The 26,026-nt window shown below is 67.7% G+C and carries 24 protein-coding genes; 5 read left to right on the top strand and 19 right to left on the bottom strand.

Translation table 11 applies throughout. The features are described 5' to 3' along the window. Positions 1 to 9 precede the first annotated feature (9 nt). The 8 genes from eno to DFS13_RS23885 form a co-directional block, all read right to left on the bottom strand. On the bottom strand, positions 10 to 1,293 hold the full coding sequence (eno, locus tag DFS13_RS23925) for a phosphopyruvate hydratase (RefSeq protein ID WP_006478406.1): 1,284 nt from the start codon (positions 1,291 to 1,293) through the stop codon (positions 10 to 12). A gap of 106 nt (positions 1,294 to 1,399) precedes the next feature. Further along, positions 1,400 to 2,254 carry a 3-deoxy-8-phosphooctulonate synthase gene (gene kdsA, locus DFS13_RS23920; protein ID WP_006485302.1) on the bottom strand — a complete coding sequence of 285 codons (855 nt, stop codon included), beginning with the start codon at positions 2,252 to 2,254 and terminating at the stop codon, positions 1,400 to 1,402. Then, positions 2,251 to 3,909, bottom strand: a complete 1,659-nt coding sequence (locus DFS13_RS23915) for a CTP synthase (protein ID WP_006478404.1) — start codon at positions 3,907 to 3,909, stop codon at positions 2,251 to 2,253. The genes kdsA and DFS13_RS23915 overlap by 4 nt, the downstream gene beginning before the upstream one ends. A 180-nt stretch (positions 3,910 to 4,089) precedes the next feature. Further along, positions 4,090 to 4,935 carry an alpha/beta fold hydrolase gene (locus tag DFS13_RS23905; protein ID WP_034201554.1) on the bottom strand — a complete coding sequence of 282 codons (846 nt, stop codon included), beginning with the start codon at positions 4,933 to 4,935 and terminating at the stop codon, positions 4,090 to 4,092. Positions 4,936 to 5,216: 281 nt separating this feature from the next. Further along, on the bottom strand, positions 5,217 to 7,697 hold the full coding sequence (locus DFS13_RS23900) for a DNA internalization-related competence protein ComEC/Rec2 (protein WP_111442207.1): 2,481 nt from the start codon (positions 7,695 to 7,697) through the stop codon (positions 5,217 to 5,219). Between the two features lie 56 nt (positions 7,698 to 7,753). Continuing rightward, positions 7,754 to 8,542, bottom strand: coding sequence for a TatD family hydrolase (locus tag DFS13_RS23895; RefSeq protein ID WP_034201552.1), 789 nt, complete (start codon positions 8,540 to 8,542; stop codon positions 7,754 to 7,756). A gap of 67 nt (positions 8,543 to 8,609) precedes the next feature. Continuing rightward, positions 8,610 to 9,368, bottom strand: coding sequence for a lipoprotein-releasing ABC transporter ATP-binding protein LolD (lolD, locus tag DFS13_RS23890; protein ID WP_077175848.1), 759 nt, complete (start codon positions 9,366 to 9,368; stop codon positions 8,610 to 8,612). Next, positions 9,361 to 10,614 carry a lipoprotein-releasing ABC transporter permease subunit gene (locus tag DFS13_RS23885; protein WP_006483000.1) on the bottom strand — a complete coding sequence of 418 codons (1,254 nt, stop codon included), beginning with the start codon at positions 10,612 to 10,614 and terminating at the stop codon, positions 9,361 to 9,363. The genes lolD and DFS13_RS23885 overlap by 8 nt, the downstream gene beginning before the upstream one ends. A gap of 149 nt (positions 10,615 to 10,763) precedes the next feature. On the opposite strand from DFS13_RS23885, the gene DFS13_RS23880 reads away from it, so the two are divergent. The 5 genes from DFS13_RS23880 (at position 10,764) to DFS13_RS23860 (ending at position 17,486) form a co-directional block, all read left to right on the top strand. After that, positions 10,764 to 11,840, top strand: coding sequence for a hypothetical protein (locus DFS13_RS23880; protein WP_043206045.1), 1,077 nt, complete (start codon positions 10,764 to 10,766; stop codon positions 11,838 to 11,840). Positions 11,841 to 11,854: 14 nt separating this feature from the next. Further along, positions 11,855 to 13,552 (top strand): single-stranded-DNA-specific exonuclease RecJ, encoded by a 1,698-nt coding sequence (recJ, locus tag DFS13_RS23875; RefSeq protein WP_006485976.1) that lies wholly within the window; start codon positions 11,855 to 11,857, stop codon positions 13,550 to 13,552. A gap of 153 nt (positions 13,553 to 13,705) precedes the next feature. Beyond that, positions 13,706 to 14,810, top strand: a protein-coding gene (prfB, locus tag DFS13_RS23870) for a peptide chain release factor 2 (RefSeq protein ID WP_012492708.1) whose coding sequence is annotated in 2 segments (ribosomal slippage) — positions 13,706 to 13,786 and positions 13,788 to 14,810 — 1,104 coding nt in all. Because the reading frame shifts where the segments join, the coding sequence is not laid out codon by codon here. Positions 14,811 to 14,883: 73 nt separating this feature from the next. Then, complete coding sequence (gene lysS, locus DFS13_RS23865) at positions 14,884 to 16,410, top strand: lysine--tRNA ligase (RefSeq protein WP_006485977.1); 1,527 nt, start codon at positions 14,884 to 14,886, stop codon at positions 16,408 to 16,410. Between the two features lie 347 nt (positions 16,411 to 16,757). Continuing rightward, positions 16,758 to 17,486, top strand: a complete 729-nt coding sequence (locus DFS13_RS23860; protein WP_006498621.1) for a glycine zipper 2TM domain-containing protein — start codon at positions 16,758 to 16,760, stop codon at positions 17,484 to 17,486. Positions 17,487 to 17,628: 142 nt separating this feature from the next. On the opposite strand, the gene iscX is transcribed toward DFS13_RS23860, so the two are convergent. The 11 genes from iscX to DFS13_RS23805 form a co-directional block, all read right to left on the bottom strand. Next, complete coding sequence (gene iscX / locus DFS13_RS23855; protein WP_006478393.1) at positions 17,629 to 17,838, bottom strand: Fe-S cluster assembly protein IscX; 210 nt, start codon at positions 17,836 to 17,838, stop codon at positions 17,629 to 17,631. Positions 17,839 to 17,857: 19 nt separating this feature from the next. Beyond that, positions 17,858 to 18,199 (bottom strand): ISC system 2Fe-2S type ferredoxin, encoded by a 342-nt coding sequence (gene fdx / locus DFS13_RS23850; protein WP_006478392.1) that lies wholly within the window; start codon positions 18,197 to 18,199, stop codon positions 17,858 to 17,860. A gap of 88 nt (positions 18,200 to 18,287) precedes the next feature. Continuing rightward, the gene (gene hscA, locus DFS13_RS23845; RefSeq protein WP_058901608.1) at positions 18,288 to 20,156 is read right to left on the bottom strand and encodes a Fe-S protein assembly chaperone HscA; all 1,869 of its coding nucleotides are present in this window, start codon (positions 20,154 to 20,156) and stop codon (positions 18,288 to 18,290) included. A 54-nt stretch (positions 20,157 to 20,210) separates the two neighbouring features. Continuing rightward, positions 20,211 to 20,738, bottom strand: a complete 528-nt coding sequence (gene hscB / locus DFS13_RS23840; RefSeq protein ID WP_034201918.1) for a Fe-S protein assembly co-chaperone HscB — start codon at positions 20,736 to 20,738, stop codon at positions 20,211 to 20,213. A gap of 96 nt (positions 20,739 to 20,834) precedes the next feature. Beyond that, on the bottom strand, positions 20,835 to 21,158 hold the full coding sequence (gene iscA, locus DFS13_RS23835) for an iron-sulfur cluster assembly protein IscA (RefSeq protein ID WP_012492710.1): 324 nt from the start codon (positions 21,156 to 21,158) through the stop codon (positions 20,835 to 20,837). Between the two features lie 65 nt (positions 21,159 to 21,223). After that, positions 21,224 to 21,631 (bottom strand): Fe-S cluster assembly scaffold IscU, encoded by a 408-nt coding sequence (iscU, locus tag DFS13_RS23830; RefSeq protein ID WP_006481982.1) that lies wholly within the window; start codon positions 21,629 to 21,631, stop codon positions 21,224 to 21,226. Between the two features lie 67 nt (positions 21,632 to 21,698). Continuing rightward, positions 21,699 to 22,922 carry an IscS subfamily cysteine desulfurase gene (locus DFS13_RS23825; protein ID WP_006481979.1) on the bottom strand — a complete coding sequence of 408 codons (1,224 nt, stop codon included), beginning with the start codon at positions 22,920 to 22,922 and terminating at the stop codon, positions 21,699 to 21,701. 65 nt (positions 22,923 to 22,987) lie between these two features. After that, positions 22,988 to 23,527, bottom strand: a complete 540-nt coding sequence (gene iscR, locus DFS13_RS23820; protein WP_006481969.1) for a Fe-S cluster assembly transcriptional regulator IscR — start codon at positions 23,525 to 23,527, stop codon at positions 22,988 to 22,990. A 114-nt stretch (positions 23,528 to 23,641) separates the two neighbouring features. Next, entirely contained in the window at positions 23,642 to 24,124 is a 483-nt protein-coding gene (locus tag DFS13_RS23815) for a low molecular weight protein-tyrosine-phosphatase (RefSeq protein WP_006481978.1), read from the bottom strand. 101 nt (positions 24,125 to 24,225) lie between these two features. Further along, the gene (locus DFS13_RS23810) at positions 24,226 to 24,453 is read right to left on the bottom strand and encodes a hypothetical protein (RefSeq protein WP_006481968.1); all 228 of its coding nucleotides are present in this window, start codon (positions 24,451 to 24,453) and stop codon (positions 24,226 to 24,228) included. A 128-nt stretch (positions 24,454 to 24,581) separates the two neighbouring features. After that, positions 24,582 to 25,994: a lactate utilization protein B gene (locus DFS13_RS23805; RefSeq protein WP_111442206.1), complete on the bottom strand. Its 1,413-nt coding sequence runs from the start codon at positions 25,992 to 25,994 to the stop codon at positions 24,582 to 24,584. Positions 25,995 to 26,026 lie beyond the last annotated feature (32 nt).

The raw sequence follows: 26,026 nt of genomic DNA, 5'->3' as shown, positions 1-26,026 counted from the left end.
AGTAGCGCGTTAGCGCAGGTTATAGAAAGCCGATTTGCCCGGGTAGCTCGCGATGTCGCCGAGATCTTCCTCGATGCGCAGCAGCTGGTTGTACTTCGAGATACGGTCGCTGCGCGACAGCGAACCCGTCTTGATCTGACCGGCGTTCAGGCCGACCGCGATGTCCGCGATCGTCGAATCTTCCGTTTCGCCCGAGCGGTGCGAGATCACGGCCGTGTAACCCGCGCGCTTCGCCATTTCGATTGCCGCGAACGTTTCGGTCAGCGTACCGATCTGATTGATCTTGATGAGGATCGAGTTCGCGATGCCCTTCTCGATGCCTTCCTTCAGGATGCGCGTGTTGGTGACGAACAGGTCGTCGCCGACCAGCTGCACCTTCTTGCCGAGGCGGTCGGTCAGCAGCTTCCAGCCGTCCCAGTCGCTTTCGTGCATGCCGTCCTCGATCGACACGATCGGGAACTTGTCGGCGAGCGTCGCGAGGTAGTCGGTGAATTCGGCCGACGACAGTTGCAGGCCTTCGCCCGCGAGCTGGTACTTGCCGTCGTGGTAGAACTCGGATGCCGCGCAGTCGAGCGCGAGCAGCACGTCTTCGCCCGCACGGTAGCCGGCCTTCTCGATCGCCTGCAGGATCGTCGACAGGCATTCGTCGTTACTGCCGAAGTTCGGTGCGAAACCGCCTTCGTCGCCGACGGCCGTGCTCATGCCGCGATCGCTCAGGATCTTCTTCAGCGCGTGGAACACTTCCGCGCCGCAACGCAGCGCTTCACGGAACGTCGGCTGGCTGACCGGGACGATCATGAATTCCTGGATGTCCAGGCTGTTGTTCGCGTGCGCGCCGCCGTTGACGATGTTCATCATCGGCACCGGCAGTTGCATCGCACCCGAACCGCCGAAGTAGCGGTACAGCGGCAGGCCGGCCTCTTCGGCGGCCGCCTTCGCGACGGCCATCGACACGGCCAGCATCGCGTTCGCGCCGAGGCGCGACTTGTTGTCGGTGCCGTCCAGCTCGAGCAGCGTCTTGTCGAGGAACGCCTGTTCCGACGCGTCGAGGCCCATGATGGCTTCGGAGATTTCGGTGTTGATGTGCTCGACTGCCTTCAGCACGCCCTTGCCGTTGTAGCGGCCGGCTTCGCCGTCGCGCAGTTCGATCGCTTCACGCGAGCCGGTGGACGCGCCCGACGGCACCGCCGCGCGGCCCATCGTGCCCGATTCGAGCAGCACGTCGCATTCGACGGTGGGGTTGCCGCGCGAATCCAGAATCTCGCGGCCGATGATATCTACGATTGCACTCATGGGTTTCCTCTGAGAATGACGATGGATTCTTCAAACTGCGACGGCGTGCGTGCCGGAACCGCTTTCGCTACAGACGCGCGAAGCCGTCGCAAGGTTCATTCGATCTTTAATTGAAATCGTTTTCCAGGAACGGATTGCGCTTCACCGCCTGGTCGAGCGTGACGAGGGTCTCCAGCAACGCGCCCATCCGGTTCAGCGGCACCGCATTCGGGCCGTCCGACTTCGCCTCGGCCGGATTCGGATGCGTTTCCATGAAGAGGCCCGCGACGCCCGTCGCGACCGCCGCACGGGCGAGCACCGGCACGAATTCGCGTTGGCCGCCCGAGCTCGTGCCCTGCCCGCCCGGCAATTGCACCGAGTGGGTCGCATCGAACACGACCGGCGCGTTCGTCTCGCGCATGATCGCGAGCGAACGCATGTCCGACACGAGATTGTTGTAGCCGAACGAGACGCCGCGCTCGCACGCCATGAAACGGTCTTCCGACAGACCGGCTTCACGTGCGGCGTCGCGCGCCTTGTCGATCACGTTCTTCATGTCGTGCGGCGCGAGGAACTGGCCCTTCTTGATGTTGACCGGCTTGCCCGAGCGCGCGCACGCATGGATGAAGTCGGTCTGGCGGCACAGGAACGCCGGCGTCTGCAGCACGTCGACGACCGACGCGACCTGCTCGATCTCGTCGATCGAATGCACGTCGGTCAGCACCGGCAGGCCGAGCTGGCGCTTCACCTCGGACAGGATCCGCAGGCCCTCGTCCATTCCGAGGCCGCGAAACGACTTGCCCGAGCTGCGGTTTGCCTTGTCGTAGGACGACTTGTAGATGAACGGAACGTTCAGCTTCTCGCAGATCTCCTTCAGGCGGCCCGCCGTGTCGATCGTCATTTGCTCCGATTCGACGACGCAGGTCCCCGCGATCAGGAAGAAAGGCTGGTCGAGACCGACCTCGAAATCGCACAGCTTCATGCTTGCACTCCGCGCGCTTGCTTGTTGGCGAGCGCGGCTTCGACGAACGACTTGAACAGGGGATGGCCGTCACGCGGCGTGGACGTGAATTCCGGGTGGAACTGGACGCCGACGAACCACGGGTGCATCGAACGCGGCAGCTCCATCATTTCCGGCAGATCCTCGCTCGGGGTACGGGCGCTGATGATAAGGCCGCCGGCTTCGAGCTGGGGCACGAAGCGGTTATTGACTTCATAACGGTGGCGATGGCGCTCGTTCACGTCCTTGCCGTAGATTTCTTCCGCCATCGTGCCCGGCTTGATCGGGCAGCGCTGCGAACCGAGGCGCATCGTGCCGCCGAGGTCGGATTCCTCGGTGCGCGTCTCGACCTTGCCTTCGCGGTCGTACCATTCGGTGATCAGCGCGACCACGCGCTCCGGCGTGTCCGGATCGAATTCCGTGCTGTTCGCCTGCTTCAGGCCGACGACGTCGCGCGCGAATTCGATCACCGCGAGCTGCATGCCGAGGCAGATGCCGAGGTAGGGCACCTTCGACTCGCGCGCGTAGCGAACCGCAGCGATCTTGCCTTCCGTGCCGCGACGGCCGAAACCGCCCGGCACCAGCACGGCGTCGAGATGCTTGAGGCTGTCGACACCGTTCGTCTCGAGCTCTTCCGAGTCGATGTATTCGATGTTGACCTTGGTCGACGTGTGGATCGACGCATGACGCAGCGCCTCGATCAGCGACTTGTACGACTCGGTCAGGTCGACGTACTTGCCGACCATGCCGATCGTCACTTCCTGCTTCGGGTTCTCGAGCTTCTCGACGAGCGCCGACCACATGCTCAGGTCGGCGTCCTTCGGCGACAGCTTCAGCTCTTCGCAGATGATCCGGTCGAGGCCCTGGTCGTGCAGCATCTGCGGAATCTTGTAGATGCTGTCGGCGTCCCACACCGAGATCACGGCGTCTTCGGGCACGTTCGAGAACATCGAGATCTTCTTCGATTCGTCGTCGGGGATGCGGCGATCCGCACGGCACAGCAGCACGTGCGGCAGGATGCCGATCTCGCGCAGCTTCTGCACGCTGTGCTGGGTCGGCTTCGTCTTCAGCTCGCCGGCCGTCGCGACGTACGGCACGAGCGTCAGGTGCACGAAGCACGCGCTGTTGCGGCCGAGGCGCAGGCTCATCTGGCGCGCGGCCTCGAGGAACGGCAGCGACTCGATGTCGCCGACCGTGCCGCCGATCTCGACGATCGCGACGTCCGGCTCGCCGCAGGTGGCCGATGCCGCCCCGCGCTCGATGAACGCCTGGATTTCGTTCGTGATGTGCGGAATCACCTGCACGGTCTTGCCGAGATAGTCGCCGCGGCGTTCCTTGCGGATCACCGATTCGTAGATCTGGCCGGTCGTGAAGTTGTTGGCCTTGCGCATCTTCGTGCTGATGAAGCGCTCATAGTGGCCGAGGTCGAGGTCGGTCTCCGCTCCGTCTTCCGTCACGAACACTTCGCCGTGCTGGAACGGGCTCATCGTGCCGGGGTCGACGTTGATGTAGGGATCGAGTTTGAGGAGGGTGACTTTCAGACCGCGCGATTCGAGGATCGCGGCGAGGGAAGCGGCGGCAATACCCTTGCCAAGGGAAGAAACTACGCCGCCGGTGACGAAAACATATTTGGTCATCGCTGGATGCTCGCGGGAAAAACGGATTATACCGTAAAGCCCGCCCTTCTCTCAGCAATTGACGTGATGATCGCGCCCTTTCGTGCCGACCCGCGCCGGCCGTGCGCGGCGGCGCGAACCGGCCGCCCGGTCGGCGCCGCGCGCATGCGCCGACAAGCGTTCCGGCCGGCCGACGAAGCGTCAGGCGCGCTTCGCGAGCGGCGCGCCGGCCTGCGAAACGCCGCCCTCGTCGGCCTTCAGCGAATTCAGCATCCGCTGCAATGCGCGGGCGGTGTCGATCGGCCGCTCCATCGGGAACAGGTGGCTGCCCTCGAGCCATTCGATGCGCCCCCGCGTCGCGCGGCGCGTCGCATCGAGCCCGACCTGCCGCACCTCGCGCGAGCGCGTGCCCGCGAGAAAGCCGAGCGGCACCGGCGCGCCGTGCGCGAGCCGCGGGCCGAGCGTGTGCGGCAGCGTCCGGTAGATCAGGTATTCGACCTGCCGGTCGAACGCGAGCGCGCGCTCGCCGTCGGCGCCGGCCTGCGGGATTCCGTAGTCGATATAGTCGGCCAGCATCCGCTCGTCCCAGCGCGCGAACGCGGGCTTCTCGCGGAAATGCCGCCAGACTTCGTCGCGGCTCGTCCAGCGCGTGCGCCGGTTGCGCGTCGCCGCGGCCGGCGACAGCCGCTCGTCGAGCCCCGCCCACTGGCTCGCGCGCAGCGCGCCGGCACGCCAGCCCGCGATGATCGGCGAATCGATCATCACGACGCCGCGCACCCACTGCGGCTTCTTCAGCGCGGCCATCAGCGACAGGTAGCCGCCGAGCGAATGGCCGACGAGCCAGACCGGGCGCTCGTAGCGGCGGCCGATGTCGTCGAGCAGTTGTTCGACGAGATGCGGCCAGTCGCGCGTCACCGGGTAGCGGCGATCGTGGCCGATCCGTTCGATGTAGCGCAGCTCGTAGTCGTCGGCCAGTTCGGCGAAGATCGTCCGGTAAGTCGACGCCGGGAAGCCGTTCGCATGCGAGAAGTGGAGGATGTCCTTCAAACGCCGATGTCTCCTTTGTCGACGGGAGTTAGCGCTTTAGCGGTTACTCCCGTCCCATGCTTCGCGGTCGGTGGGCGTTGGTGCTTCAGCACTTGCTCCCACCCCATGCTTCGCGGACGACGGGAATCGGGCTTCAGCACTTGCTCCCGTCTTATGCTTCGTGGTCGACTGGCGTTGGCGCCTCGGCTCTCACGCCAGTCCCATGCTTCGTACTCCGTCGGCACCACGCACGGCACGCCGGCCCCGAGTTCTCTATCCTGATACGCCGGCCTTCGCCGCGCTCACCGGTCCATCCAGTAGCGGCGCCGCTCGTCGCGATAGCGCGCGAATCCGAACCCGCCGCCGGCCGGCGCGACATCGAACCGCACGGCACCGTCGCGATCGGTACGCGGCAGCGGAATCCCGCGCGCCTCGTAGCGGGCCAGCACGGTCCGGTGCGGATGCCCGAAACGATTGCGATAGCCTACAGGAAATACCGCGACGCGCGGCCCGACCGAATCGAGGAAAGGCTCCATCGACGACGTGCGACTGCCGTGGTGCGGAACGACCAGGATCTGCGCGGCCAGCGCATCGCGCGCATCGGCCACCAGCCGGCGCTCGGCGCCGGCCTCGATGTCGCCCGTCAGCAGTGCCGACGTGCCGCCCGCGTCGATGCGCAGCACGCACGACTGCCCGTTCGACGAACCCGCGCTCCGCCCGCCCGGCGGCCACAACATCGTGAAGGCGACGCCGTCCCAGGTCCAGCGCTGTCCGGCCGCGCACGGCAGCCGATCGGCCACGCCGGCGGCCTGCGCGTCGCGCCACAGCCGGCTCTTCGGCGCAATGCCGGCCAGCAACTGGCGCACGTCGGCCGCCGCATAAACGGCCGCCGCCCCGCCCGCATGATCGGCATCCGCATGACTGAGCACGAGCGAATCGATCGTCGAGATGCCGCGCGCCCGCAACGCCGGCGCGACGATCCGCGTACCGGCGTGGGACGATTCCGCACCCGGGCCCGCATCGAACAGCAAGGTCCGCCGCGCGGTTTCGACCAGCACCGCCGCGCCCTGCCCCACGTCGAGCACGGTCATCCGGAAGCCGCCGGGCGGTGGCGCATCGGGCGCAGGCGCGACGAGCGGTAGCCACGTGAGCGGCGCCGCCCAGCGCAACGGCCAGCCGCGCGGCATCAGCACCCACGCGACGCCCACGCATGCGAGCGCCAGCACCGGCCAGTCGGGCATGCGCAGCCAGAACACGCCGGCCGGCCAGTCGGCCAGGTGCCCGAGCAGCGTCATCATCGGTTCGAGCGCCGCATGCGCAAGCCGGAAGGCCGCCGCGTCGAGCGGCGGCGGCAACGCGATGCCGGCCAGCACGACCGGCGTCACGACCGAGCTGACCCACGGAATCGCGAACGCATTGCCGAACGGGCCCGACAGCGAAACCTGCGCGAACCACGCGGCGGTGAGCGGCGCGAGCCCGATCGTCACCGCGTACTGCACGCGCGTCGCGTCGGCGAGGCGGCGTCCGCAGCGCGTCGTCCACGCGCGCAACCGGCTCCGCCAATCGGCCGCGCCGCCTTCCATGCCGGCTTCGTCGGCTTCACGCACCGCGCGCCAGCCGGCGACGGCCAGCAGGATCACGGCGACCGCGCCGAACGACAGCCAGAAGCCGGCCGACAGCACGGCCCACGGATCGGCGAGCAGCACGCCGCCGAGCGCCGCGCACAGCACCGCGGACGTCGGCACGCTGCGGCCGGCCAGATACGCGATGCCGCCGCCGGCGATCATCCACCACGCGCGCTGCGCCGGCACGTTGAAGCCGGCGAGCGCCGCGTAGCCGGCCGCGGCGACCAACGCGGCGAGCGCGGCCGCATACGGCGCCGGCAGCACGAGCGTCGCGGCCCGCCCGCGCCAGCGCACGCGGCGCCAGACCATCGATACGAGCCAGCCGGCGAGCGCGCCGACCAGCCCGACGTGGAGACCGGAAATCGCGACCAGGTGGCTCGTGCCCGTGTTGCGCAGTACGCGCCAGTCATCCTCGCCGATGCCCGACTGCTCGCCGATCGCCAGCGCGGCGACGATGCCGCGATGCGCCGCATCGGTACCGAGCACCTCGCCGATGCGCGTGCGCAGCGCGTCGCGCACCCGGTCGATCGACGCGCGCCATCCCGAGGCGCGCGCGTCAAGCAATGCCGCCCGACGCGGCGCACTGACATAGCCGATCGCACGAATGCCCGCGGCGAGCCACGCCGCCTCGCTGTCGCGCACGCCCGGATTGGCCTCGGCATGCGGACGCTTGAGACGCACGACGAAACGCCAGCGCTGGGCCGCCCGCCAATCGGGAAGCGCGTCGCGTGGCGCGGCTGCGCCATACGCGCGCCACGACAACCGGATCAATGGCGGAAAACGCGCGAGCCCCGCATCGTTCGATTCGACCGCGAACAGCAGTCGCGCGCCTGTCTCGTCAACGACGGGCAGCCCGCGGATCACCCCCGTGACGACGATGTCGCGCCCTTCCCATTCCGCCGGCAGGTTGTCGCTCAGGCGCCATTCCGCTCGCGCGGCCGCATAGCCGAACCCCGCGACGCAGGCCGCGAGCGCCCACAGCATCCATCCGCATGCAACGACCGCACGCGTGCGCCTTCGACGCACGCACCACGCGCCCAGCACCGCGCAGCCCGCGAGCACGGCTGCTCCGACCGTCCATGCGACCGCCCCCGGCAACGCCGCCTGCCGCTGCAGCACGACGACGCCGAGCGCGAACGCGATCCACCCCACGCGCATTCCGCCTCCTCGTCGACCCGGCGCCACCCTGCCAACAAGGTGCCTTCCGGCAACGATTATGCGGACGAAAGTGCGAGTCGCGGCAGCGCGGCGAGCGCGTTAGCCGAAGTGCAGACGGCCAATTCGCCAGTATCGAGGCCGCGCAATTCGGCGAGCACGACGCCGATGCGCGGCACCTGGTCGGGCGTATTGCGGGATTTGTATGCCCATTCGGGCGCGATGTCGGGCGCGTCGGTCTCGACGACGAGCGCGTCGAGCGGCAACTCGGTGGCGAGCCGGCGAATCTGCCGCGCGCGCGTGAAGGTCACGTTGCCGCCGAAGCCGAGATGCAGTCCCTGCGCCAGATACGCTTCGGCCTGCTGGAAACTGCCGTTGAACGCATGCGCGATGCCACGCCGCACGCCGAAACGGCGCAGCCCGGCCAGCACGCGGTCCTGCGACTTGCGCACGTGGCACAACACCGGCAAGTCGAATTCCCGCGCCAGCCTGAGCTGCCCCTGGTAGAAGAACTGCTGCCGGTCTTCGTCGAGCCCCGGCACGAAATAGTCGAGCCCAATCTCGCCGATCGCGACGAAACGCGGATCGTCGAGGCTCGCCTCGATCTCCATGCGCAGTCGATCGAGGTCGGCATCGCGCGCTTGCGGCGTGTACATCGGATGAATGCCGAGCGCATAGACGGCGCCCGGCGTGCGCTGCGCGAGTTCGCGCACCGTCGTGAAGTTGTCGCGCCCGATGCTCGGGATCACGATGCGCGACACGCCGGCCGCGCGCGCAGCCTGCGCGACCGCGTCGCGGTCGGCGTCGAACTCGGCGGCATCGAGATGGCAGTGCGTGTCGATCCACATGGCAGCAGTCCCGCGCCCTTGCGCCGTGCCGGACGAACCGGCGGCCGGCCCAAAAGGCGCTGCTTTTTTACACCGGCAGCGCCGGCTCCTCGTGCAGCACGCCGTCGCGCAACCGCATGATGCGGTCGCAGCGCGCGGCGAGATCGGGATCGTGCGTGACGATCACGAAACTCGTTTCGAGCGTCTCGGACAGTTCGAGCATCAGGTTGAACACCGTGTCGGCCGTCGTGCCGTCGAGGTTGCCGGTCGGCTCGTCGGCGAGCACGCACGCGGGCTTCGTGACCAGCGCGCGCGCGATCGCGACGCGCTGCCGCTCGCCGCCCGACAGCTCGCCCGGCCGGTGCTTCGCACGCGGGCCGAGACCGACGCGTTCGAGCATCGCCTGTGCCTGCGCGCGCGCGTCCTCGGTCGTCATCCGGCGGATGCGCAGCGGCATCGCGACGTTGTCCAGCGCGGTGAACTCGGGCAGCAGGTGGTGGAACTGGTAGACGAAGCCGAGCGCGCGGTTGCGCAGCTCGTTGCGCTCGCGCTCGGCGAGCTGCGTAAACGGCTTGCCGAGCAGCGACACTTCGCCGGCGCTCGGCTCGTCGAGCCCGCCCAGCACGTGCAGCAGCGTGCTCTTGCCGGAGCCCGACGCGCCGACGACCGCGAGCTTCTCGCCGCGCCGCACCGTCAGCTCGGTGTTGTTGAGCACCTGCACGTTGAAGCCGCCCTGCACGAACGCCTTCGTGATCCCGCGCGCCTGAAGCACGTATTCCTGCATACCTGCCGAATCCTGTCTGTTGTGTTGTCGTGAATCCGCGAATGCGGTCGCGCGGTCATTCATAGCGGAGCGCCTCCGCCGGCTTCACCTTCGCGCCACGCCAGCTCGGATAGAGCGTCGCGACGGCCGACAGCGCGAACGCGATCAGCCCGATCCGGATCACGTCGCTCGCGACGAGTTCGGACGGCAGCTCGCTGATGAAGTACACCGACGGCGGCAGGAACTGCACGCCGAACAGGTGCTCGATCATCGGAATCAGCCACGGGATGCTCCACGCGATCAGGCAACCGAGCGCGACGCCCGACGCCGTGCCGACGAAGCCGATCGTCACGCCCTGCACGACGAAGATCTTCATGATCGACCCCGGCTGCGCGCCGAGCGTGCGCAGGATCGCGATGTCGGCCTGCTTGTTGGTCACGGTCATCACGAGCGACGACACGAGGTTGAACGCGGCCACCGCGATGATCAGCGTGAGGATGATGAACATCATCCGCTTCTCGATCTGCACGGCCGAGAACCACGTCTTGTTCTGCTGGGTCCAGTCACGGATGTACAGGCTGCCCGACAGCGTATGCGACAGCTCGACCGCGACCTGCGGCGCCTTCTGCATGTCGGTGAGCCGCAGCCGCACGCCGGTCGGCGCGCTCATCCGGAACAGCGCCTCGGCGTCGCGGATGTTGATCATCGCGAGCGTGCTGTCGTATTCGTAGTGGCCCGATTCGAACACGCCGACGACCGTGAACTGCTTCAGCCGCGGCATCATGCCGGCCGGCGTGATCGAGCCTTCGGGCGCGACGAGCGTGACCTTGTCGCCGACCGTCACGCCGAGGTTGCCGGCGAGCGCGTCGCCGAGCACGATGCCGAACTGGCCCGGCACGAGCGCGCCGAGCTGGCCGGCCTTCATGTCCTTGCCGATGTCGGACACCTGCGGCTCGAGCGACGGCTCGACGCCGCGCAGCATCACGCCGCTCACCGCGTCCTGGCGCGTGAGCAGCGCCTGCGCGTCGACGTACGGCGCCGCGCCGATCACCGACGGATTGCGGCGCGCTTCCTGCGCGGTCAGTTGCCAGTCGGGCATCGAGCCCGTCGGCGAGAACACCTCGACGTGCGCGAGCACCGACAGCATGCGGTCGCGCACTTCCTTCTGGAAGCCGTTCATCACCGACAGCACGACGATCAGCGCCGCGACGCCGAGCGCGATCCCGAGCATCGAGACGAGCGCGATGAAGGAAATGAAGCCGTTGCCGGTCGTGCGTTTGCCGGCGCGCGTGTAGCGCCAGCCGATCTGCCATTCGTACGGAAGTTTCAAGCGAATCCTTTCTGCTGGTTACGGCGGGAGGCGCGCCGCGGCCGGACCGCCGCCGGGTGGCGGCCGGCAGCCCGGGCACGGTCGAAAAACGGCCGCCGGACGCGATCGGGCCGTCAGCCGGCCCGATCACGCGCGCAGTTTGCCATACAATGCGCACCATCATGCACGACCGACGCCTCCATTTTCTCGTTCCGTTCGCGCTGCCGTCGGCGGCCGATGCGGCCTCGTCCCTGCACACGCTGGACAGCCCCGCGCTCCAGAAGTTGCTCGCCCGCGCGAGCCTCGTCGAGCGCGTGGCCGGCGAGGACTTCCAGCGCACGCTGCCGCACGAGCGCTGGCTGGCGAGCCGGTTCGGCGCCACCCACGGCAACGCCGCGGACGAAGCGCCGCTCGCGCCCTACATGCTGCTGGCCGATGGCGGCGATCCCGGCACGCACGCATGGGCGTGCGTCGAGCCCGTGCACGTCGAAATCGCGCACGATCACCTGGTGCTCGTCGATCCGGCGGCCCTCGCGCTCGACGACGGCGACGCGGCCGCGCTGCTCGCGGTCGCGCGGCCGCTGATCGAGGAGCTCGGCGTGCGGCTCGAAGCGCCGAACCCGGCGCGCTGGTATCTGTCGAGCGACCAGCTCGCGCGCCTCGCCGGCGCCGCGCCGCTGCGCGCCAGCGGCCGCAACATCGAGATCTGGCTGCCGCACGAGGCGCATACGGGCGAGCGCTCGCGGATGTGGATGAAACTGCAGAACGAAGTGCAGATGGCGTGGTTCCAGCATCCGGTCAACGAAGCCCGCGAGGCGCGTGGGCTGCCGGCCGTCAATTCGATCTGGTTCCATGCGCAAGGCACGCTGAAGCCGGTCGGCAAGCCGTTCGCGCGCGTGCTGTCCGCGTCGCCCGCCGCGCTCGGCCTCGCACGCGCCGCGCAAACCGAAGCCGCCCGCCCGCCCGCGACGTTCGGCGCGCTGCCGGCCACTGATGGCGCGACGCTCGTCGAGCTGCCGGCGCTGACCACCCCGTTCATCGAGCAGGACTGGGCGCGCTGGCACGACGGGCTCGCCGCGCTCGAGCGCGACTGGTTCGCGCCGGCGCTCGCCGCGCTGCAGAACGGCGAGCTGGCGGCCGTCGATGTCACGCTGTGCGGCGACACGAGCTCCGTGACGCTGCACGCGACGCGCGGCGACCTGCGCAAGTTCTGGCGCCGCCGCGCGCTCGCCTCCCTGTTCGAATAACCAGCAGACCCCGAATGACCCGGATCGTTACCCGCCCCGTCGCGCCCGCCGACGCCGAAGCGCTTGCGCGCCACGGTCTGCACCCCGTCCTCGCGCGCCTGTACGCGTCGCGCGGCGTGCAGTCGCCCGTCGACATCGAGACCGCGCTCGCGCGCCTCGTTCCGCCCACCGAGCTGAAAGGCTGCGCCGATGCGGCGGTGCTGCTCGCCGACGCGATCGCCGACAAGCGGCGCCTGCTGGTCGTCGCCGACTACGACTGCGACGGCGCGACCGCCTGCGCGGTCGCGGTGCGCGGCCTGCGGATGTTCGGCGCGCAGATCGACTACCTGGTGCCGAACCGCTTCGAATACGGCTACGGCCTCACGCCCGAGATCGTCGAACTCGCGGCCGCGCGCCAACCCGACCTGCTGATCACCGTCGACAACGGGATCGCGAGCGTCGCCGGCGTCGAAGCCGCGAACGCGCGCGGCATCGACGTGCTCGTGACCGACCACCACCTGCCCGGCGACGCGCTGCCCGCCGCGCGCGCGATCGTCAACCCGAATCAGCCCGGCTGCGCGTTCCCGAGCAAGCACCTTGCCGGCGTCGGCGTGATGTTCTACGTGCTGCTCGCGCTGCGCGCCGAGCTGCGCCGCCGCGGCGCGTTCGCGAGCAAGGAAGCCGAGCCGCGCCTCGACGGCCTGCTCGACCTCGTCGCGCTCGGCACCGTCGCCGACGTCGTGCGGCTCGACGGCAACAACCGCGTGCTGGTCGCGCAGGGGCTGCAGCGCATCCGCAACGGCCGCATGCAGCCGGGCATCGCCGCGCTGTTCCGCGCCGCCGGGCGCGAAGCGCGCACCGCGTCGGGCTTCGACCTCGGTTTCGGCCTCGGCCCGCGCCTGAACGCCGCCGGGCGGCTATCCGACATGTCGCTCGGCATCGAATGCCTGATCACCGACGACATCGGCCGCGCGTGGGATCTCGCGCAACAGCTCGACGTGATGAACCGCGAGCGCCGCGAAATCGAGGCCGGCATGCAGCAGCAGGCGCTCGCCGATCTCGCCGACGTCGATCCGGCCGACGCATGCACGATCACGCTGTTCAATCCCGCGTGGCACCAGGGCGTGATCGGCATCGTCGCCGGCCGGCTCAAGGAGAAATTCCACCGCCCGTCGTTCACGTTCGCGCACGCCGACGACGAAGGCCGGCGGGTCAAGGGGTCGGGACGGTCGATCGCCGGCTTCCACCTGCGCGACGCGCTCGACCTCGTGTCGAAACGCGAACCGGACCTGATCGTCGCGTTCGGCGGCCACGCGATGGCGGCCGGCCTCACGCTCGACACCGACAACGTGCCGCGCTTCGCGGCCGCGTTCGAGGCCGTCGCGCGTGAATGGCTGTCCGACGACGCGCTCGCCCGCGTGATCGAGACCGACGGCGAACTCGAGGACGCCTACTTCACGCCGCAGTTCGTCGGCCTGCTCGACGAAGCCGTGTGGGGGCAAGGGTTTCCGGCCCCGCTTTTCTCGGGCGAATTCGACGTCGTGTCGCAGTCGCTCGTGAAGGAAAAGCACCTGAAGCTGCAGCTGGCGCGCGGCCGTCAGCGCTTCAACGCGATCTGGTTCAACCACACCGAGCCGCTGCCGGCGAGCGCGCTGGTCGCGTACCGGCTCGTCGCCGATACGTGGAACGGCGTCACGCGCGTGCAACTGATCGTCGAACACGCGGCCGGCTGAGCGGGCCGACCGTCCCGCACCGCGCCGCCGCACGCGTGCGCGCCGCGCCGGACGGGGCCGTCGACACGCGTGCGAGCACCGTTTGCGTCACCGGGCAACCCCGCCGATCGGCTATAATTCCGCTTTTTTACGAAGCCGGAACAGCGAACGATCATGGAAGCGGAACGTCTCAACGCGATCGAAAGCTCCCTGCTCGACCTGCGCAATCGCGCGGGCGAGCTTCGGGGGTATCTTTGACTACGACGCCAAAGCTGCGCGTCTGACCGAAGTCAACAAGGAACTCGAAGACCCGAACGTCTGGAACGATTCGAAGAACGCCCAGGCGCTCGGCCGCGAGAAGAAGCTGCTCGAAGGCGTCGTCACGACACTCACCGCGCTCGATAGCGACCTGCGCGACGCGCTCGACCTGTTCGAGCTGGCGCGCGAGGAAGGCGACGAGGACACGCTTCTCGCGTCGGAAGAAGACGCCGCGAAGCTCGAAGCACGCGTCGGCGACATCGAGTTCCGCCGGATGTTCTCGAACCCGGCCGATCCGAACAACTGCTTCATCGATATCCAGGCCGGCGCCGGCGGCACCGAGGCATGCGACTGGGCGTCGATGCTGCTGCGCCAGTACCTGCGCTACTGCGAGCGCAAGGGCTTCAAGGCCGAAGTGCTCGAAGAATCCGACGGCGACGTCGCCGGCATCAAGAACGCGACGGTCAAGGTCACGGGCGAATACGCGTACGGCTTCCTGCGCACCGAAACGGGCATCCACCGCCTCGTGCGCAAGTCGCCGTTCGACTCGTCGGGCGGCCGCCACACGTCGTTCTCGTCGGTGTTCGTCTATCCGGAAATCGACGACTCGATCGAAGTCGAGATCAACCCGGCCGACCTGCGCATCGACACGTACCGCGCGTCGGGCGCGGGCGGCCAGCACATCAACAAGACCGACTCCGCGGTGCGGATCACGCACATGCCGACCGGCATCGTCGTGCAGTGCCAGAACGACCGCTCGCAGCACCGCAACCGCGCCGAAGCGATGGCGATGCTGAAATCGCGCCTGTACGAAGTCGAAATGCGCAAGCGCCAGGCCGAGCAGGACAAGCTCGAATCGAGCAAGACCGATGTGGGCTGGGGCCACCAGATCCGCTCGTACGTGCTCGACCAGAGCCGCGTGAAGGACCTGCGCACGAACGTCGAAATGAGCAACACGCGGGCGGTGCTCGACGGCGATCTCGACGACTTCATCAGCGCAAGCCTCAAACAGGGCGTGTAAGCGCCGCGGCGCGGCCGGCCCGCGCCGCCCTTTCCGTTTGCGTTGCCGCACCCCACTCCGAATTCCGACCATCATGACCGAACCGACCCAAACGCAGCCCGCCGTCACGGCGGACGAAAACCAGATCATCGCCGAGCGCCGCGAGAAGCTGCGCGCGTTGCGCGAGCAAGGCGTCGCCTACCCGAACGACTTCCGCCCCGAGCACCACGCAGCCGACCTGCAGGCGAAATTCGCCGATTCGGACAAGGCCGCGCTCGAAGCGAACCCGGTCGAGGTGTCGGTCGCCGGCCGCATGATGCTCAAGCGCGTGATGGGCAAGGCGAGCTTCGCGACGGTGCAGGACGGCTCGGGCCAGATCCAGTTCTTCGTGACGCCGAACGACGTCGGCGCCGAGACCTACGACGCGTTCAAGAAGTGGGACCTCGGCGACATCGTCGCCGCGCGCGGCGTGCTGTTCCGCACCAACAAGGGCGAGCTGTCGGTCCAGTGCAAGGAGCTGCGCCTGCTGTCGAAGGCGCTGCGGCCGCTGCCGGACAAGTTCCACGGCCTGTCCGACCAGGAAATGCGCTATCGCCAGCGCTACGTCGACCTGATCGTCACGCCGGAAACGCGCGACACGTTCCGCGCCCGCACGAAGACGATCGCGTCGATCCGCAAGTTCATGGACAACGCCGACTTCATGGAAGTCGAGACGCCGATGCTGCACCCGATCCCGGGCGGCGCGGCCGCGAAGCCGTTCGTCACGCATCACAATGCGCTCGACATGCAGATGTTCCTGCGTATCGCGCCGGAGCTGTACCTGAAGCGCCTGATCGTCGGCGGCTTCGAGCGTGTGTTCGAGATCAACCGCAATTTCCGGAATGAAGGCGTGTCGCCGCGTCACAACCCGGAATTCACGATGATGGAGTTCTACGCCGCGTACACCGACTACCGCTGGCTGATGGACTTCACCGAGCAACTGATCCGCCAGGCGGCGATCGATGCGCTCGGCACCGCGACGATCCAGTACCAGGGCCGCGAGCTCGACCTCGCGAAGCCGTTCCATCGCCTGACGATCACGCAGGCGATCCAGAAGTACGCACCGGACTACACCGACGGCCAGCTGTCGGACGACGCGTTCCTGCGCACCGAGCTGAAGCGCTTCGGCGTCGACGTGTCGCAGCCGGCGTTCCTGAACGCCGGCATCGGCGCGCTGCAACTCGCGCTGTTCGAGGAAACGGCCGAAGCGCAGCTGTGGGAACCGACGTTCATCATCGACTACCCGGTCGAGGTGTCGCCGCTCGCACGCGCATCGGATACGGTGCCGGGCATCACCGAGCGTTTCGAGCTGTTCATGACCGGCCGCGAGATCGCGAACGGCTTCTCGGAGCTGAACGATCCGGAAGACCAGGCCGCGCGCTTCAAGAAGCAGGTCGAGCAGAAGGATGCGGGCGACGAGGAAGCGATGTTCTTCGACGCCGACTACATCCGCGCGCTCGAATACGGGATGCCCCCGACCGGCGGCTGCGGGATCGGCATCGACCGTCTCGTGATGCTGCTGACCGACAGCCCGACGATCCGCGACGTGCTGCTGTTCCCGCATCTGCGCCGCGAAGACTGATGGCCGCGACCGCGTGTGCGCCGCGCCCCGTGGCGCGCACGCGTCGGCTTTGTAACGACGCGTAAATCCCGCCAGCCGGCGTCTGTCGGCCCTCGATCCTTCCCCGTTTTATTCCCTCGTCGCGACGCGCTTCTCCGGGTTTTCCCGGAAACGGCCGCCAATGCCCCGCTGCAATTCGTTACACCTTGATACGGCGCGCCGTCTGGCGGTGGACGACACTCCTTTTGCGTCACCACGCATGACCACGGGACCAGAACGAGGCGCAGGAACGCCAAGTCTGCTCGCTCCCGAGCGTGGGATCCTGCTCCGGCGCAGCGCGCCGATCCGGATCGACCTTGGAGAAGAAAATGGACAACCAGACTCAGACCACGCCGCAAAAGCAACGCCTCCACCCGCTCATCGCCACCGCGGCGGGCGCCGTCATCGTCGCCAGCCTCGCGGCGACGGCAGCGATCACGGGCGTCTTCCCGAAAGCCACCAGCAGCAACGAACAGAACGGCCAGACCCAGGCTGCGCTGATCGCGTCGCAGCCGGCCGTCGATACGGCCGCGGCCGCCAGCGCCGCGCTGGCCGCGCAAGCGCAGCGGCAGGCCGCGGAGCAAGCCGCCGCGCAGCAGAAGGCCGCCGTCGCGCAGGCCGAGCCGAAGCCCGCGCCGCGCCCGGCTGCGCCGCACCGCCGTCACACGACCGCCCCGCAACCGCCGCAATACGCGCAGCAGCCGTCGGCGCCTGCGCAAACCTACTGCCAGAGTTGCGGCACGGTCGTGTCGATCACGCAGATGCGCACGCCGGGCCAGAGCTCGGGGATCGGCGCCGTGGGCGGCGCGGCGGCCGGCGGCCTGCTCGGCAACCAGTTCGGCCACGGCAACGGCCGCACCGCGATGACGATCATCGGCGCGCTGGGCGGTGGCCTCGCCGGCAACCAGGTCGAGAAGCAGGTTCGCGCGGAAACCGACTATCAGGTGCAAGTGCAGATGGAAAGCGGCGCGACCCGCACGTTCACGTACCGCAACCCGCCGCCGTTCGGCCAGGGTCAGCGCGTGCGGATCGAGAACGGCACGCTGGTCGGCGCTTGAAGCGGATCATGTAGTGCCAGCGCCCCTGCCCGCTTGTCGTGTGCGGGCTCGCCGAAAACGCAAACGGCTCGTGAGCAAACGCTCACGAGCCGTTTTTCATGGGCGCGGCGTAACCGTTGCCGCGCACCCGCTGGCCGGTCGGTCAGTCCTCGTCGTCGAAATCCGATTCGTCGATCCAGTGTGCCTGGATCGCCTCGAGGATCTTCTCGCCCGAGTGCGTCGGATCGTCGTCGAAGCCGTCGAGCTCGAGCACCCACTGGCGCAGGTCGACGAAGTTGATCCGCTGCGGGTCGATGTCGGGGTGCTTGTCCGCCAGCGCAATGGCTATTTCACGCGAATCGGTCCATTTCATCGCCTGCCTCCGGTTTCGGTCAGTGGTTTTCCTTCGCGTGGTTGATCGAGTACTTCGGGATCTCGACCACCAGGTCCGAATCTTCCTTCACGATCGCCTGGCACGACAGGCGCGACGTCGGCTCGAGGCCCCACGCCTTGTCCAGCAGATCGTCCTCGTCCTCCTCGGACGGCGTCAGATCGTTGAAGCCCTCGCGGATCACCACGTGGCACGTCGTGCATGCGCACGACTTCTCGCATGCATGCTCGATCTCGATCCCGTGATCGAGCAGGTTGTCGCAGATACTCTTGCCGGGCGTCGCGTCGATCACTGCGCCATCCGGGCACAGTTCGACGTGAGGCAGCACCACCAGTTGAGGCATGTCCGTTCCGTCAGTCAGGGTGCGGCGCGACGCGCCGCACGGTTCATCATCGCGCAGGCCGTTGCCGGCCGATGCGCGGTTCGTGGATTCAGATCTCGTCGAGCCGGCGGCCCGACAGCGCGCGCTTGATGCTCTTGTCCATCCGGCGCGCCGCGAATTCGTCGGTGCCGTCGGCCAGCGCCTTGGTCGCCGCTTCGATCGCATTCGTATCGTCGCCCTGCGCGACCGCGCGCAAGGCATCGGCCAGCGCGTCGACCTGCGCGCGCTCGTCGGCATCGAGCAGTTCGCCGTCGGCCGCCAGCGCGGCCTGCGTCGCCTCGAGCATCCGCTGAGCCTCGACCTGCGCTTCGCGCAGCGCGCGGGCGCGCATGTCGATTTCGGCGGTCTTGAAGCTGTCTTCCAGCATCTTCGCGATGTCGTCATCGGCGAGGCCGTACGACGGCTTCACGACGACCGATGCCTCGACGCCCGACTGCTGCTCGCGTGCAAATACCGACAACAGGCCGTCCGCGTCGACCTGATAGGTCACGCGAATGCGCGCGGCGCCCGCCGTCATCGGCGGAATGCCGCGCAGCTCGAAGCGCGCGAGCGACCGGCAGTCGGCCACGAGCTCGCGCTCGCCCTGCACGACGTGGATCGCCATCGCGGTCTGGCCGTCCTTGAAGGTCGTGAATTCCTGCGCACGCGCGATCGGAATCGTCGAGTTGCGCGGAATGATCTTCTCGACGAGGCCGCCCATCGTCTCGACCCCGAGCGACAGCGGAATCACGTCGAGCAGCAACCAGTCGTCGCCGGTGCCGCGATTGCCCGCGAGCAGATCGGCCTGGATCGCCGCGCCGAGCGCGACGACCTGGTCCGGATCGAGGTTCACGAGCGGCGGCTGGCCGAAATACTTCGCGACCGCGTCGCGGATCACCGGCATGCGCGTCGCGCCGCCGACGAGCACGACGCCCTTGATGTCGGCCGGCGTGACCTGCGCATCGCGCAGCGCCTTGCGGGTCGGCGTGAGCGTGCGCTGCACGAGCGGCTCGACGAGCGATGCGAACGTGTCGTGCGAAATCGTCTGCGCCAGGTGCGCGCCACTCGACAGCGTTACGTCGAGCGCCGCTTCGGGCGCCGACGACAGCGCTTCCTTCAGCACGCGCACGCGATCGAGCAGCAGGCGCACGTCTTCGGGCGCGAGCGTCTTCGCGTCGATACCGGCCTGCGCGAGCACATGGTCGAACAGCGCGTGGTCGAAATCGTCGCCGCCGAGCGCGGAATCGCCGCCCGCGGCCAGCACCTCGAACACTCCCTTCGTCAGCTTCAGGATCGACAGGTCGAACGTGCCGCCGCCGAGATCGTACACCGCGTAAAGACCTTCGGCCGCGTTGTCGAGACCGTAGGCGATCGCCGCGGCAGTCGGTTCGTTCAGCAGGCGCAGCACGTTGAGGCCCGCGAGACGCGCGGCATCCTTGGTCGCCTGGCGCTGCGCATCGTCGAAATACGCGGGCACCGTGATCACCGCACCGACCAGCTCGTCGCCGAGCGTGTCTTCCGCGCGATAACGCAGCGTCGCGAGAATCTCGGCCGACACCTCCACCGGGCTCTTCACACCGTCGATCGTGCGGATCTGCACCATGCCCGGCGCATCGACGAATTCGTACGGCGCGTTCGCCGCGCCTTCGACCTCGGCCTTGCCGCGGCCCATGAAGCGCTTGACCGACACGATCGTGTTGCGCGGATCGGTCGCGGCTTGCTCCTTCGCTTCGTGGCCGATGCGGCGGCCGCCCTTCTCGAGATAACGGACCACGGACGGCAGCAGCACGCGGCCCGCTTCGTCCGGCAGTACTTCAGGCACGCTGTTGCGCACGGCGGCGACGAGCGAGTTCGTCGTGCCGAGATCGATCCCGACGGCGAGTCGCCGCTGGTGCGGCGCCGGCGCCATGCCCGGTTCGGAAATTTGCAGTAAAGCCATCTTGGTTCGTTCGGGCGCTCGGCCCGTTTGCTGCGCGTGCCGCAAGGCACGCGGTTAAGTTTCGAGGCGCTCGATCTGCGCGCCCACTTCCGACGCGACCCGTTCGATGAACATCAGCTGACGCACGGCTTCCGCGGCGGCCTGGTCGGCGCCGCTGTCGAGCAGCGTGCCGAGGCGCTCGACGCGCATGCGCTTCTCGTCGCGCAACTCGGCGAGCAACGCATCGAGCGCGTCGACGTTGCGGGCGGCCGCGGCATCCTCGATGCCCTCGCGCCACTCCATCTGCTGCATCAGGAACGCAGGCTCCATCGCCGTGTTGTTTTCCGCGCCGATGTCGACGCCGCGCAGCGACAGCAGATAGGACGCGCGCTTCAGCGGATCGCGCAGCGTGCGGTACGCCTCGTTCGCGCGGGTGGCCCATTGCATCGCGATACGCTTTTGCGCGTCGCCGGCCGCCGCGAAGCGGTCCGGATGCACCTGCGTCTGCACCGTCCGGTAGGCGGCGTCGAGCGCCGTCTCGTCGAGCGCGAATTGCGCCGGCAGGTGAAACAGGTCGAAATGGCTGTCTTTCAGCGAAACCATCGTCGCGTTCAATTCCGGTTCGTCGCGCGGCAAACGCCGCACATTAAAAAGGCGGCCCGTGCCGCCTCTTGCCCGCATCGCGCGGAGCGCGCCGCGTCACACGCGGAACGATTCCCCGCACCCGCACTCGTCCTTCACGTTCGGGTTGTTGAACTTGAACCCTTCGTTCAGGCCTTCGCGGGCGAAGTCGAGCTCGGTGCCGTCGATATAGGCGAGGCTCTTCGGGTCAACGATGACCTTCACGCCATGGCTCTCGAACACCTGATCCTCGGGCGCCAGCTCGTCGACATACTCGAGCTTGTACGCGAGTCCCGAGCACCCGGTCGTGCGAACGCCGAGCCGCAGGCCCATACCCTTGCCGCGACGGACGAGGTATTTCTGCACGTGCTGTGCTGCTTTTTCGGTCAGTGTAATTGCCATGATGTCCTTGCCGCGGCGCCCCACCCGGAGGCACCGCGTTTCCTTCCCTAGCCGCTCGGTGCCGCTCAGGCTGCTGCCTGATCGCCTTCCTTGGTGTCGTGGCGCTTCTTGTAGTCGGCCACGGCTGCCTTGATCGCGTCTTCCGCGAGGATCGAGCAGTGAATCTTCACCGGCGGCAGCGCGAGTTCCTCGGCGATCTGCGTGTTCTTGATCGACAGTGCCTCGTCGAGCGTCTTGCCCTTCACCCATTCGGTGACGAGCGAGCTCGATGCGATCGCCGAACCGCAACCGTAGGTCTTGAACTTCGCGTCTTCGATCACGCCGTCCGCGCCGACGCGGATCTGCAGCTTCATCACGTCGCCGCAAGCCGGCGCGCCGACCATGCCCGTGCCGACCGTGTCGTCGTCCTTCGCGAACGAACCGACGTTGCGCGGGTTTTCGTAGTGATCCAGAACCTTGTTGCTGTAAGACATGACTCAGACTCCTTGACTCGTTACGTCTGCGTGCGTCAATCCGCCCGCGGTTGCATTCAATGCGGTATCAGTGTGCGGCCCATTCGATCGTCGACAGATCGATGCCTTCCTGGTGCATTTCCCAGAGCGGCGACAGTTCGCGCAGCTTCGCGATCTTGCTGTTCAGCAGATCGATCACGAAGTCGACTTCCTGCTCCGTCGTGAAGCGGCCGACCGTGAAGCGGATCGAGCTGTGCGCGAGTTCGTCGTTGCGGCCGAGCGCACGCAGCACGTACGACGGCTCCAGCGACGCCGACGTGCACGCGGAGCCCGACGACACCGCGACGTCCTTGATCGCCATGATCAGCGACTCGCCTTCGACGAAGTTGAAGCTGATGTTCAGGTTGTGCGGGACACGGTGATCCATGTCGCCGTTCACGTAGGTTTCCTCGATCTGCGACAGGCCGCGCAGCAGCTTGTCGCGCAGCATGCGGATGCGCTCGTTCTCGGTCGCCATTTCCTCGCGGGCGATACGGAACGCCTCGCCCATGCCGACGATCTGGTGCGTCGGCAGCGTGCCCGAACGCATGCCGCGTTCGTGACCGCCGCCGTGCATCTGCGCCTCGATGCGCACGCGCGGCTTGCGGCGCACGTACAGCGCACCGATGCCCTTCGGGCCGTAGGTCTTGTGGGCCGAGAACGACATCAGGTCGACCTTCAGCTTCGCGAGATCGATCGCGACCTTGCCGGTCGACTGCGCGGCATCGACGTGGAACACGATGCCCTTCTCGCGGCAGATCTCGCCGATCGTCTCGATGTCCTGGATCACGCCGATCTCGTTGTTCACGTGCATCACCGACACGAGGATCGTGTCCGGGCGCAGCGCGGCCTTGAACACGTCGAGATCGATCAGGCCGTCATCCTTCACGTCGAGGTAGGTGACTTCGAAACCGTCGCGCTCGAGCTCGCGGCACGTATCGAGCACGGCCTTGTGCTCGGTCTTCACCGTGATGATGTGCTTGCCCTTGCCCTTGTAGAAGTTCGCGGCGCCCTTGATCGCGAGGTTGTCCGACTCGGTGGCGCCGGACGTCCAGATGATCTCGCGCGGATCCGCGTTCACGAGCGCGGCCACTTGCTCGCGTGCTTCCTCGACCGCACGCTCCGCGTCCCAGCCATAGGCGTGGCTGCGCGACGCCGGGTTGCCGAACTGCTCGCGCAGGTACGGCACCATCTTGTCGACCACGCGCGGATCGACCGGCGTCGTCGCGCTGTAATCCATATAGATGGGCAGGTGGAGAGTCTCTTGGGTCATCTGTCGCTCCGGGTATTCTGTGCAGGGACTATGTGCGTTATGGGGTATGGCGGGCGCCTTCGCGCTCACGAACTCGCGATGTTGAACACCGAATTGGGGCCGAGCGGCATCGTGCGCGCGGGCTCGGCCGGTGCGGCGACGGGCTCGGGCGCGCGACGATCGCGCAGCACCGCGGGGGCGCCCTCGCGTGCGCGCTGCTGATCGACGAGATCCTGCAGCGACACCGAATCGAGGTATTCGACCATCTTCTGGTTCAGCGTCGACCACAGCTCGTGCGTCATGCAATGGCCGTCGGGCTGCTTCGAGCCGTCGCACGTGCCTTTGCCGCCGCACTGCGTGGCGTCGAGCGGTTCATCGACCGCGATGATGATGTCGGCAACGGTGACGTCCTGCGCGCGACGCGCGAGGTTGTAGCCGCCGCCCGGGCCGCGCACGGATTCGACGATTTCATGCCTGCGCAGCTTGCCGAACAGCTGTTCGAGATACGAGAGCGAAATCCGCTGGCGCTGGCTGATGCCTGCAAGCGTCACCGGGCCCTGCTCCTGGCGCAGTGCCAAGTCAATCATCGCCGTGACGGCGAAACGGCCTTTGGTGGTGAGTCTCATGGTGTCTAGGGGACTGCAATCTTGACGATTTTGGTCAAGTATAAATATTTGACGTTTTTAGTCAAGTATCCATGTCTTTGAAAGGGTATTCGCAGACCGCTGAATACCGTGCGATCAGCGCGCCGTGCGGGCCCGGAGCGTCTCCAGCAGGCCCGCGCACGCGCGCTCGACCTGGTCGAGCACCTGTTCGAAGCCCTGCGCACCGCCGAAATACGGATCGGCCACTTCGGTTTCGGTCGCGCCCGGCGCGAACTCCATCAGCAGACGCACCTTGTCGCGATGCTGCGGCGGGCAACGGCGGCGCAGTTCGGCGAGATTCGCCTCGTCCATCGCGAGCAGCAGATCGAACCGCTCGAAATCCGCCGCGCTCACCTGCCGCGCGCGCAGCGCCGACAGATCGTAGCCGCGGCTCCGGGCGGCCGCCTGCGCGCGCGTATCGGGCGGCTCGCCCACGTGCCAGTCGCCGGTGCCGGCCGAATCGATCGCGATCCGGTCGGCCAGCGCGGCCGCGTCGACCTGGTGGCGCATCACCCCTTCCGCGGTGGGCGAACGGCAGATGTTGCCGAGACAGACGAAACAGATCGCAACGCGGGTCATCGCACTATCGGAAAGCCGCGGCGGACCGCGTGGGAGAAGAACACGCCATTATACAAAGGCGACCGGAATCGCGCCGCCGCGCCAAGCGACGGCGCCATGCCTTACAGCGCCTTCGGCGCAGCGAGCGCAATCTCGCCGGATGCCGCCGGCAGCGGCGTCGCCGCGTCGCCGACCAGCCCGAACGACACCGCGCGCGCCAGTTCGGCGGACGCCTGGTGAACCGCGAGCGGGCCGCGCGACGGCGCACCGGCCGTCGCATGCAGATAGGCAACCGCTGCCAGCGGGACCACGATTGCCAGCGGCCAGTACATCGATATTGTCTTTTTCATGATGCGGACCTCCTTGACCTCGTACCCCGAAACCCAATTCCGGGGACTACAGACGAGATTCTATAGACCGCATCTATCGAGATAAATATACAAATAGCGAACGCACTGTTGCTGCCCGCTGAACAGTGTCAGCCGAGGTGACTTTGCGACGCCGCGTACAGCTCGCGGAACGTGCGCCCGGTCGGCGTCGGCATGTCGCGCGTGTCCATCCAGCCGCCCATCATCGGCAGGCGCCGCAACGTGCCGCCGTTGCCGCCCAGCCGTTCGAGGATGCGCACGGCGAGCTTGGTCGTCAGCGCATACAGCATCGGCCGCCGGGCGAAGAAACCCCACGCGGCGAGCGCCGCCCGCTCGCGCCACGGCCGCAGATGGCGCTCGACCTGCTTCTCGCGCAGCGTGCGCAGCAGGTGCGACAACGGAATCCCGGCCGGACAGACGCTGTCGCATTCGCCGCACAGCGTCGCGGCCTGCGGCAGGTCGAGCGTGCGGTCGAGCCCGACGTAGCTCGGCGTCAGCACCGAGCCCATCGGCCCCGGATAGACCCAGCCGTACGCATGACCGCCGACCTTCTGGTACACCGGGCAATGGTTCATGCACGCGCCGCAGCGGATGCAGCGCAGCATCTCCTGGAATTCGCCGCCGATCAGGCCGGTGCGGCCGCCGTCGACGAGCACCACGTAGTTGTGCTCGGGGCCGTCCTCGTCGCCCGGCCCGCGCGACCCGGTCAGCAGCGAGAAGTAGTTCGACGTCTTCTGCCCGGTTGCGGAGCGCGGCAGCAGCCGCATCGCGGTCGCGAGATCCTCGAGCGTCGGCAGCACCTTCTCGATGCCCGTCACCGCAACATGCACGCGCGGCATGACCGTGCACATGCCCTCGTTCCCTTCGTTCGTCACGATCGCGACCGAGCCCGTCTCCGCGATCACGAAATTGCCGCCCGTCACGCCCATGTCGGCCGACATGAAATGCGGGCGCAGCACCTCGCGCGCCTCGCGCGTCATGTCCGGAATCTCGGTGAGCCGCTCACGCCGGTGCGTGCGCGCGAACAGGTCGGCGATCTCGTCCTTGTCCTTGTGCACGACGGGCGCAATGATGTGGCTCGGCGGCTCGTTGTCGTTGATCTGCAGGATGTATTCGCCGAGGTCCGTCTCGATCGACTGCACGCCCATCTCCGCGAGCACCGCGTTCAGGCGCATTTCCTCGGACACCATCGACTTGGTCTTGATGACCTTCTTCACGTCGTGCCGGCGCGCGATGTCGGCCACGAGCCGCGCGGCGTCCGCGGTCGTCTCGGCGAACAGGACCGTCGTGCCGCGCCGCGTCGCCTCGCGCTCGAATGCCTCGAGCCACACGTCGAGATGCTCCAGCGCGCGGTTGCGGCGCGCCTTGAGCGCGGCGCGCGTGGCCGGGAAGTCGATCAGGGTCATCGCGTCGGCGCGGGCGGACACGAACTTCGTCGACAGCTTCTTCAGGTTCTGCTGCAGGCGCTGGTCGGCCAGCTTCTGGCCGGCGCGCGCCTTGAAATGCATCGATTGGACTTGCATCGCGGTATCGGGGAAAAGTGAGCGGAACCGGG

Origin of the sequence: Burkholderia sp. 28_3 (assembly GCF_003253915.1) — a bacterium.
In the GTDB taxonomy this organism is placed as follows: Bacteria; Pseudomonadota; Gammaproteobacteria; order Burkholderiales; family Burkholderiaceae; genus Burkholderia; species Burkholderia cenocepacia.
Note: the sequence above shows the minus strand (reverse complement) of the source record. Positions and strands in the feature narration are given on the sequence as shown.

What these genes read in the sequence shown, in the direction of transcription:
- kdsA (WP_006485302.1), bottom strand. Translation starts at nt 2,254, where the DNA reads ATGAAGCTGTGCGATTTCGAGGTCGGTCTCGACCAGCCTTTCTTCCTG.
- DFS13_RS23915 (WP_006478404.1), bottom strand. Translation starts at nt 3,909, where the DNA reads ATGACCAAATATGTTTTCGTCACCGGCGGCGTAGTTTCTTCCCTTGGC.
- DFS13_RS23895 (WP_034201552.1), bottom strand. Translation starts at nt 8,542, where the DNA reads ATGTGGATCGACACGCACTGCCATCTCGATGCCGCCGAGTTCGACGCC.
- iscR (WP_006481969.1), bottom strand. Translation starts at nt 23,527, where the DNA reads ATGAGACTCACCACCAAAGGCCGTTTCGCCGTCACGGCGATGATTGAC.
- lolD (WP_077175848.1), bottom strand. Translation starts at nt 9,368, where the DNA reads ATGAATGACCGCGCGACCGCATTCGCGGATTCACGACAACACAACAGA.
- iscX (WP_006478393.1), bottom strand. Translation starts at nt 17,838, where the DNA reads ATGAAATGGACCGATTCGCGTGAAATAGCCATTGCGCTGGCGGACAAG.
- lysS (WP_006485977.1), top strand. Translation starts at nt 14,884, where the DNA reads ATGACCGAACCGACCCAAACGCAGCCCGCCGTCACGGCGGACGAAAAC.
- hscB (WP_034201918.1), bottom strand. Translation starts at nt 20,738, where the DNA reads ATGGTTTCGCTGAAAGACAGCCATTTCGACCTGTTTCACCTGCCGGCG.
- hscA (WP_058901608.1), bottom strand. Translation starts at nt 20,156, where the DNA reads ATGGCTTTACTGCAAATTTCCGAACCGGGCATGGCGCCGGCGCCGCAC.
- iscA (WP_012492710.1), bottom strand. Translation starts at nt 21,158, where the DNA reads ATGGCAATTACACTGACCGAAAAAGCAGCACAGCACGTGCAGAAATAC.
- DFS13_RS23815 (WP_006481978.1), bottom strand. Translation starts at nt 24,124, where the DNA reads ATGACCCGCGTTGCGATCTGTTTCGTCTGTCTCGGCAACATCTGCCGT.
- DFS13_RS23880 (WP_043206045.1), top strand. Translation starts at nt 10,764, where the DNA reads ATGCGCACCATCATGCACGACCGACGCCTCCATTTTCTCGTTCCGTTC.
- iscU (WP_006481982.1), bottom strand. Translation starts at nt 21,631, where the DNA reads ATGTCTTACAGCAACAAGGTTCTGGATCACTACGAAAACCCGCGCAAC.
- DFS13_RS23900 (WP_111442207.1), bottom strand. Translation starts at nt 7,697, where the DNA reads ATGCGCGTGGGGTGGATCGCGTTCGCGCTCGGCGTCGTCGTGCTGCAG.
- DFS13_RS23805 (WP_111442206.1), bottom strand. Translation starts at nt 25,994, where the DNA reads ATGCAAGTCCAATCGATGCATTTCAAGGCGCGCGCCGGCCAGAAGCTG.
- fdx (WP_006478392.1), bottom strand. Translation starts at nt 18,199, where the DNA reads ATGCCTCAACTGGTGGTGCTGCCTCACGTCGAACTGTGCCCGGATGGC.
- recJ (WP_006485976.1), top strand. Translation starts at nt 11,855, where the DNA reads ATGACCCGGATCGTTACCCGCCCCGTCGCGCCCGCCGACGCCGAAGCG.
- DFS13_RS23860 (WP_006498621.1), top strand. Translation starts at nt 16,758, where the DNA reads ATGGACAACCAGACTCAGACCACGCCGCAAAAGCAACGCCTCCACCCG.
- DFS13_RS23810 (WP_006481968.1), bottom strand. Translation starts at nt 24,453, where the DNA reads ATGAAAAAGACAATATCGATGTACTGGCCGCTGGCAATCGTGGTCCCG.
- eno (WP_006478406.1), bottom strand. Translation starts at nt 1,293, where the DNA reads ATGAGTGCAATCGTAGATATCATCGGCCGCGAGATTCTGGATTCGCGC.
- DFS13_RS23825 (WP_006481979.1), bottom strand. Translation starts at nt 22,922, where the DNA reads ATGACCCAAGAGACTCTCCACCTGCCCATCTATATGGATTACAGCGCG.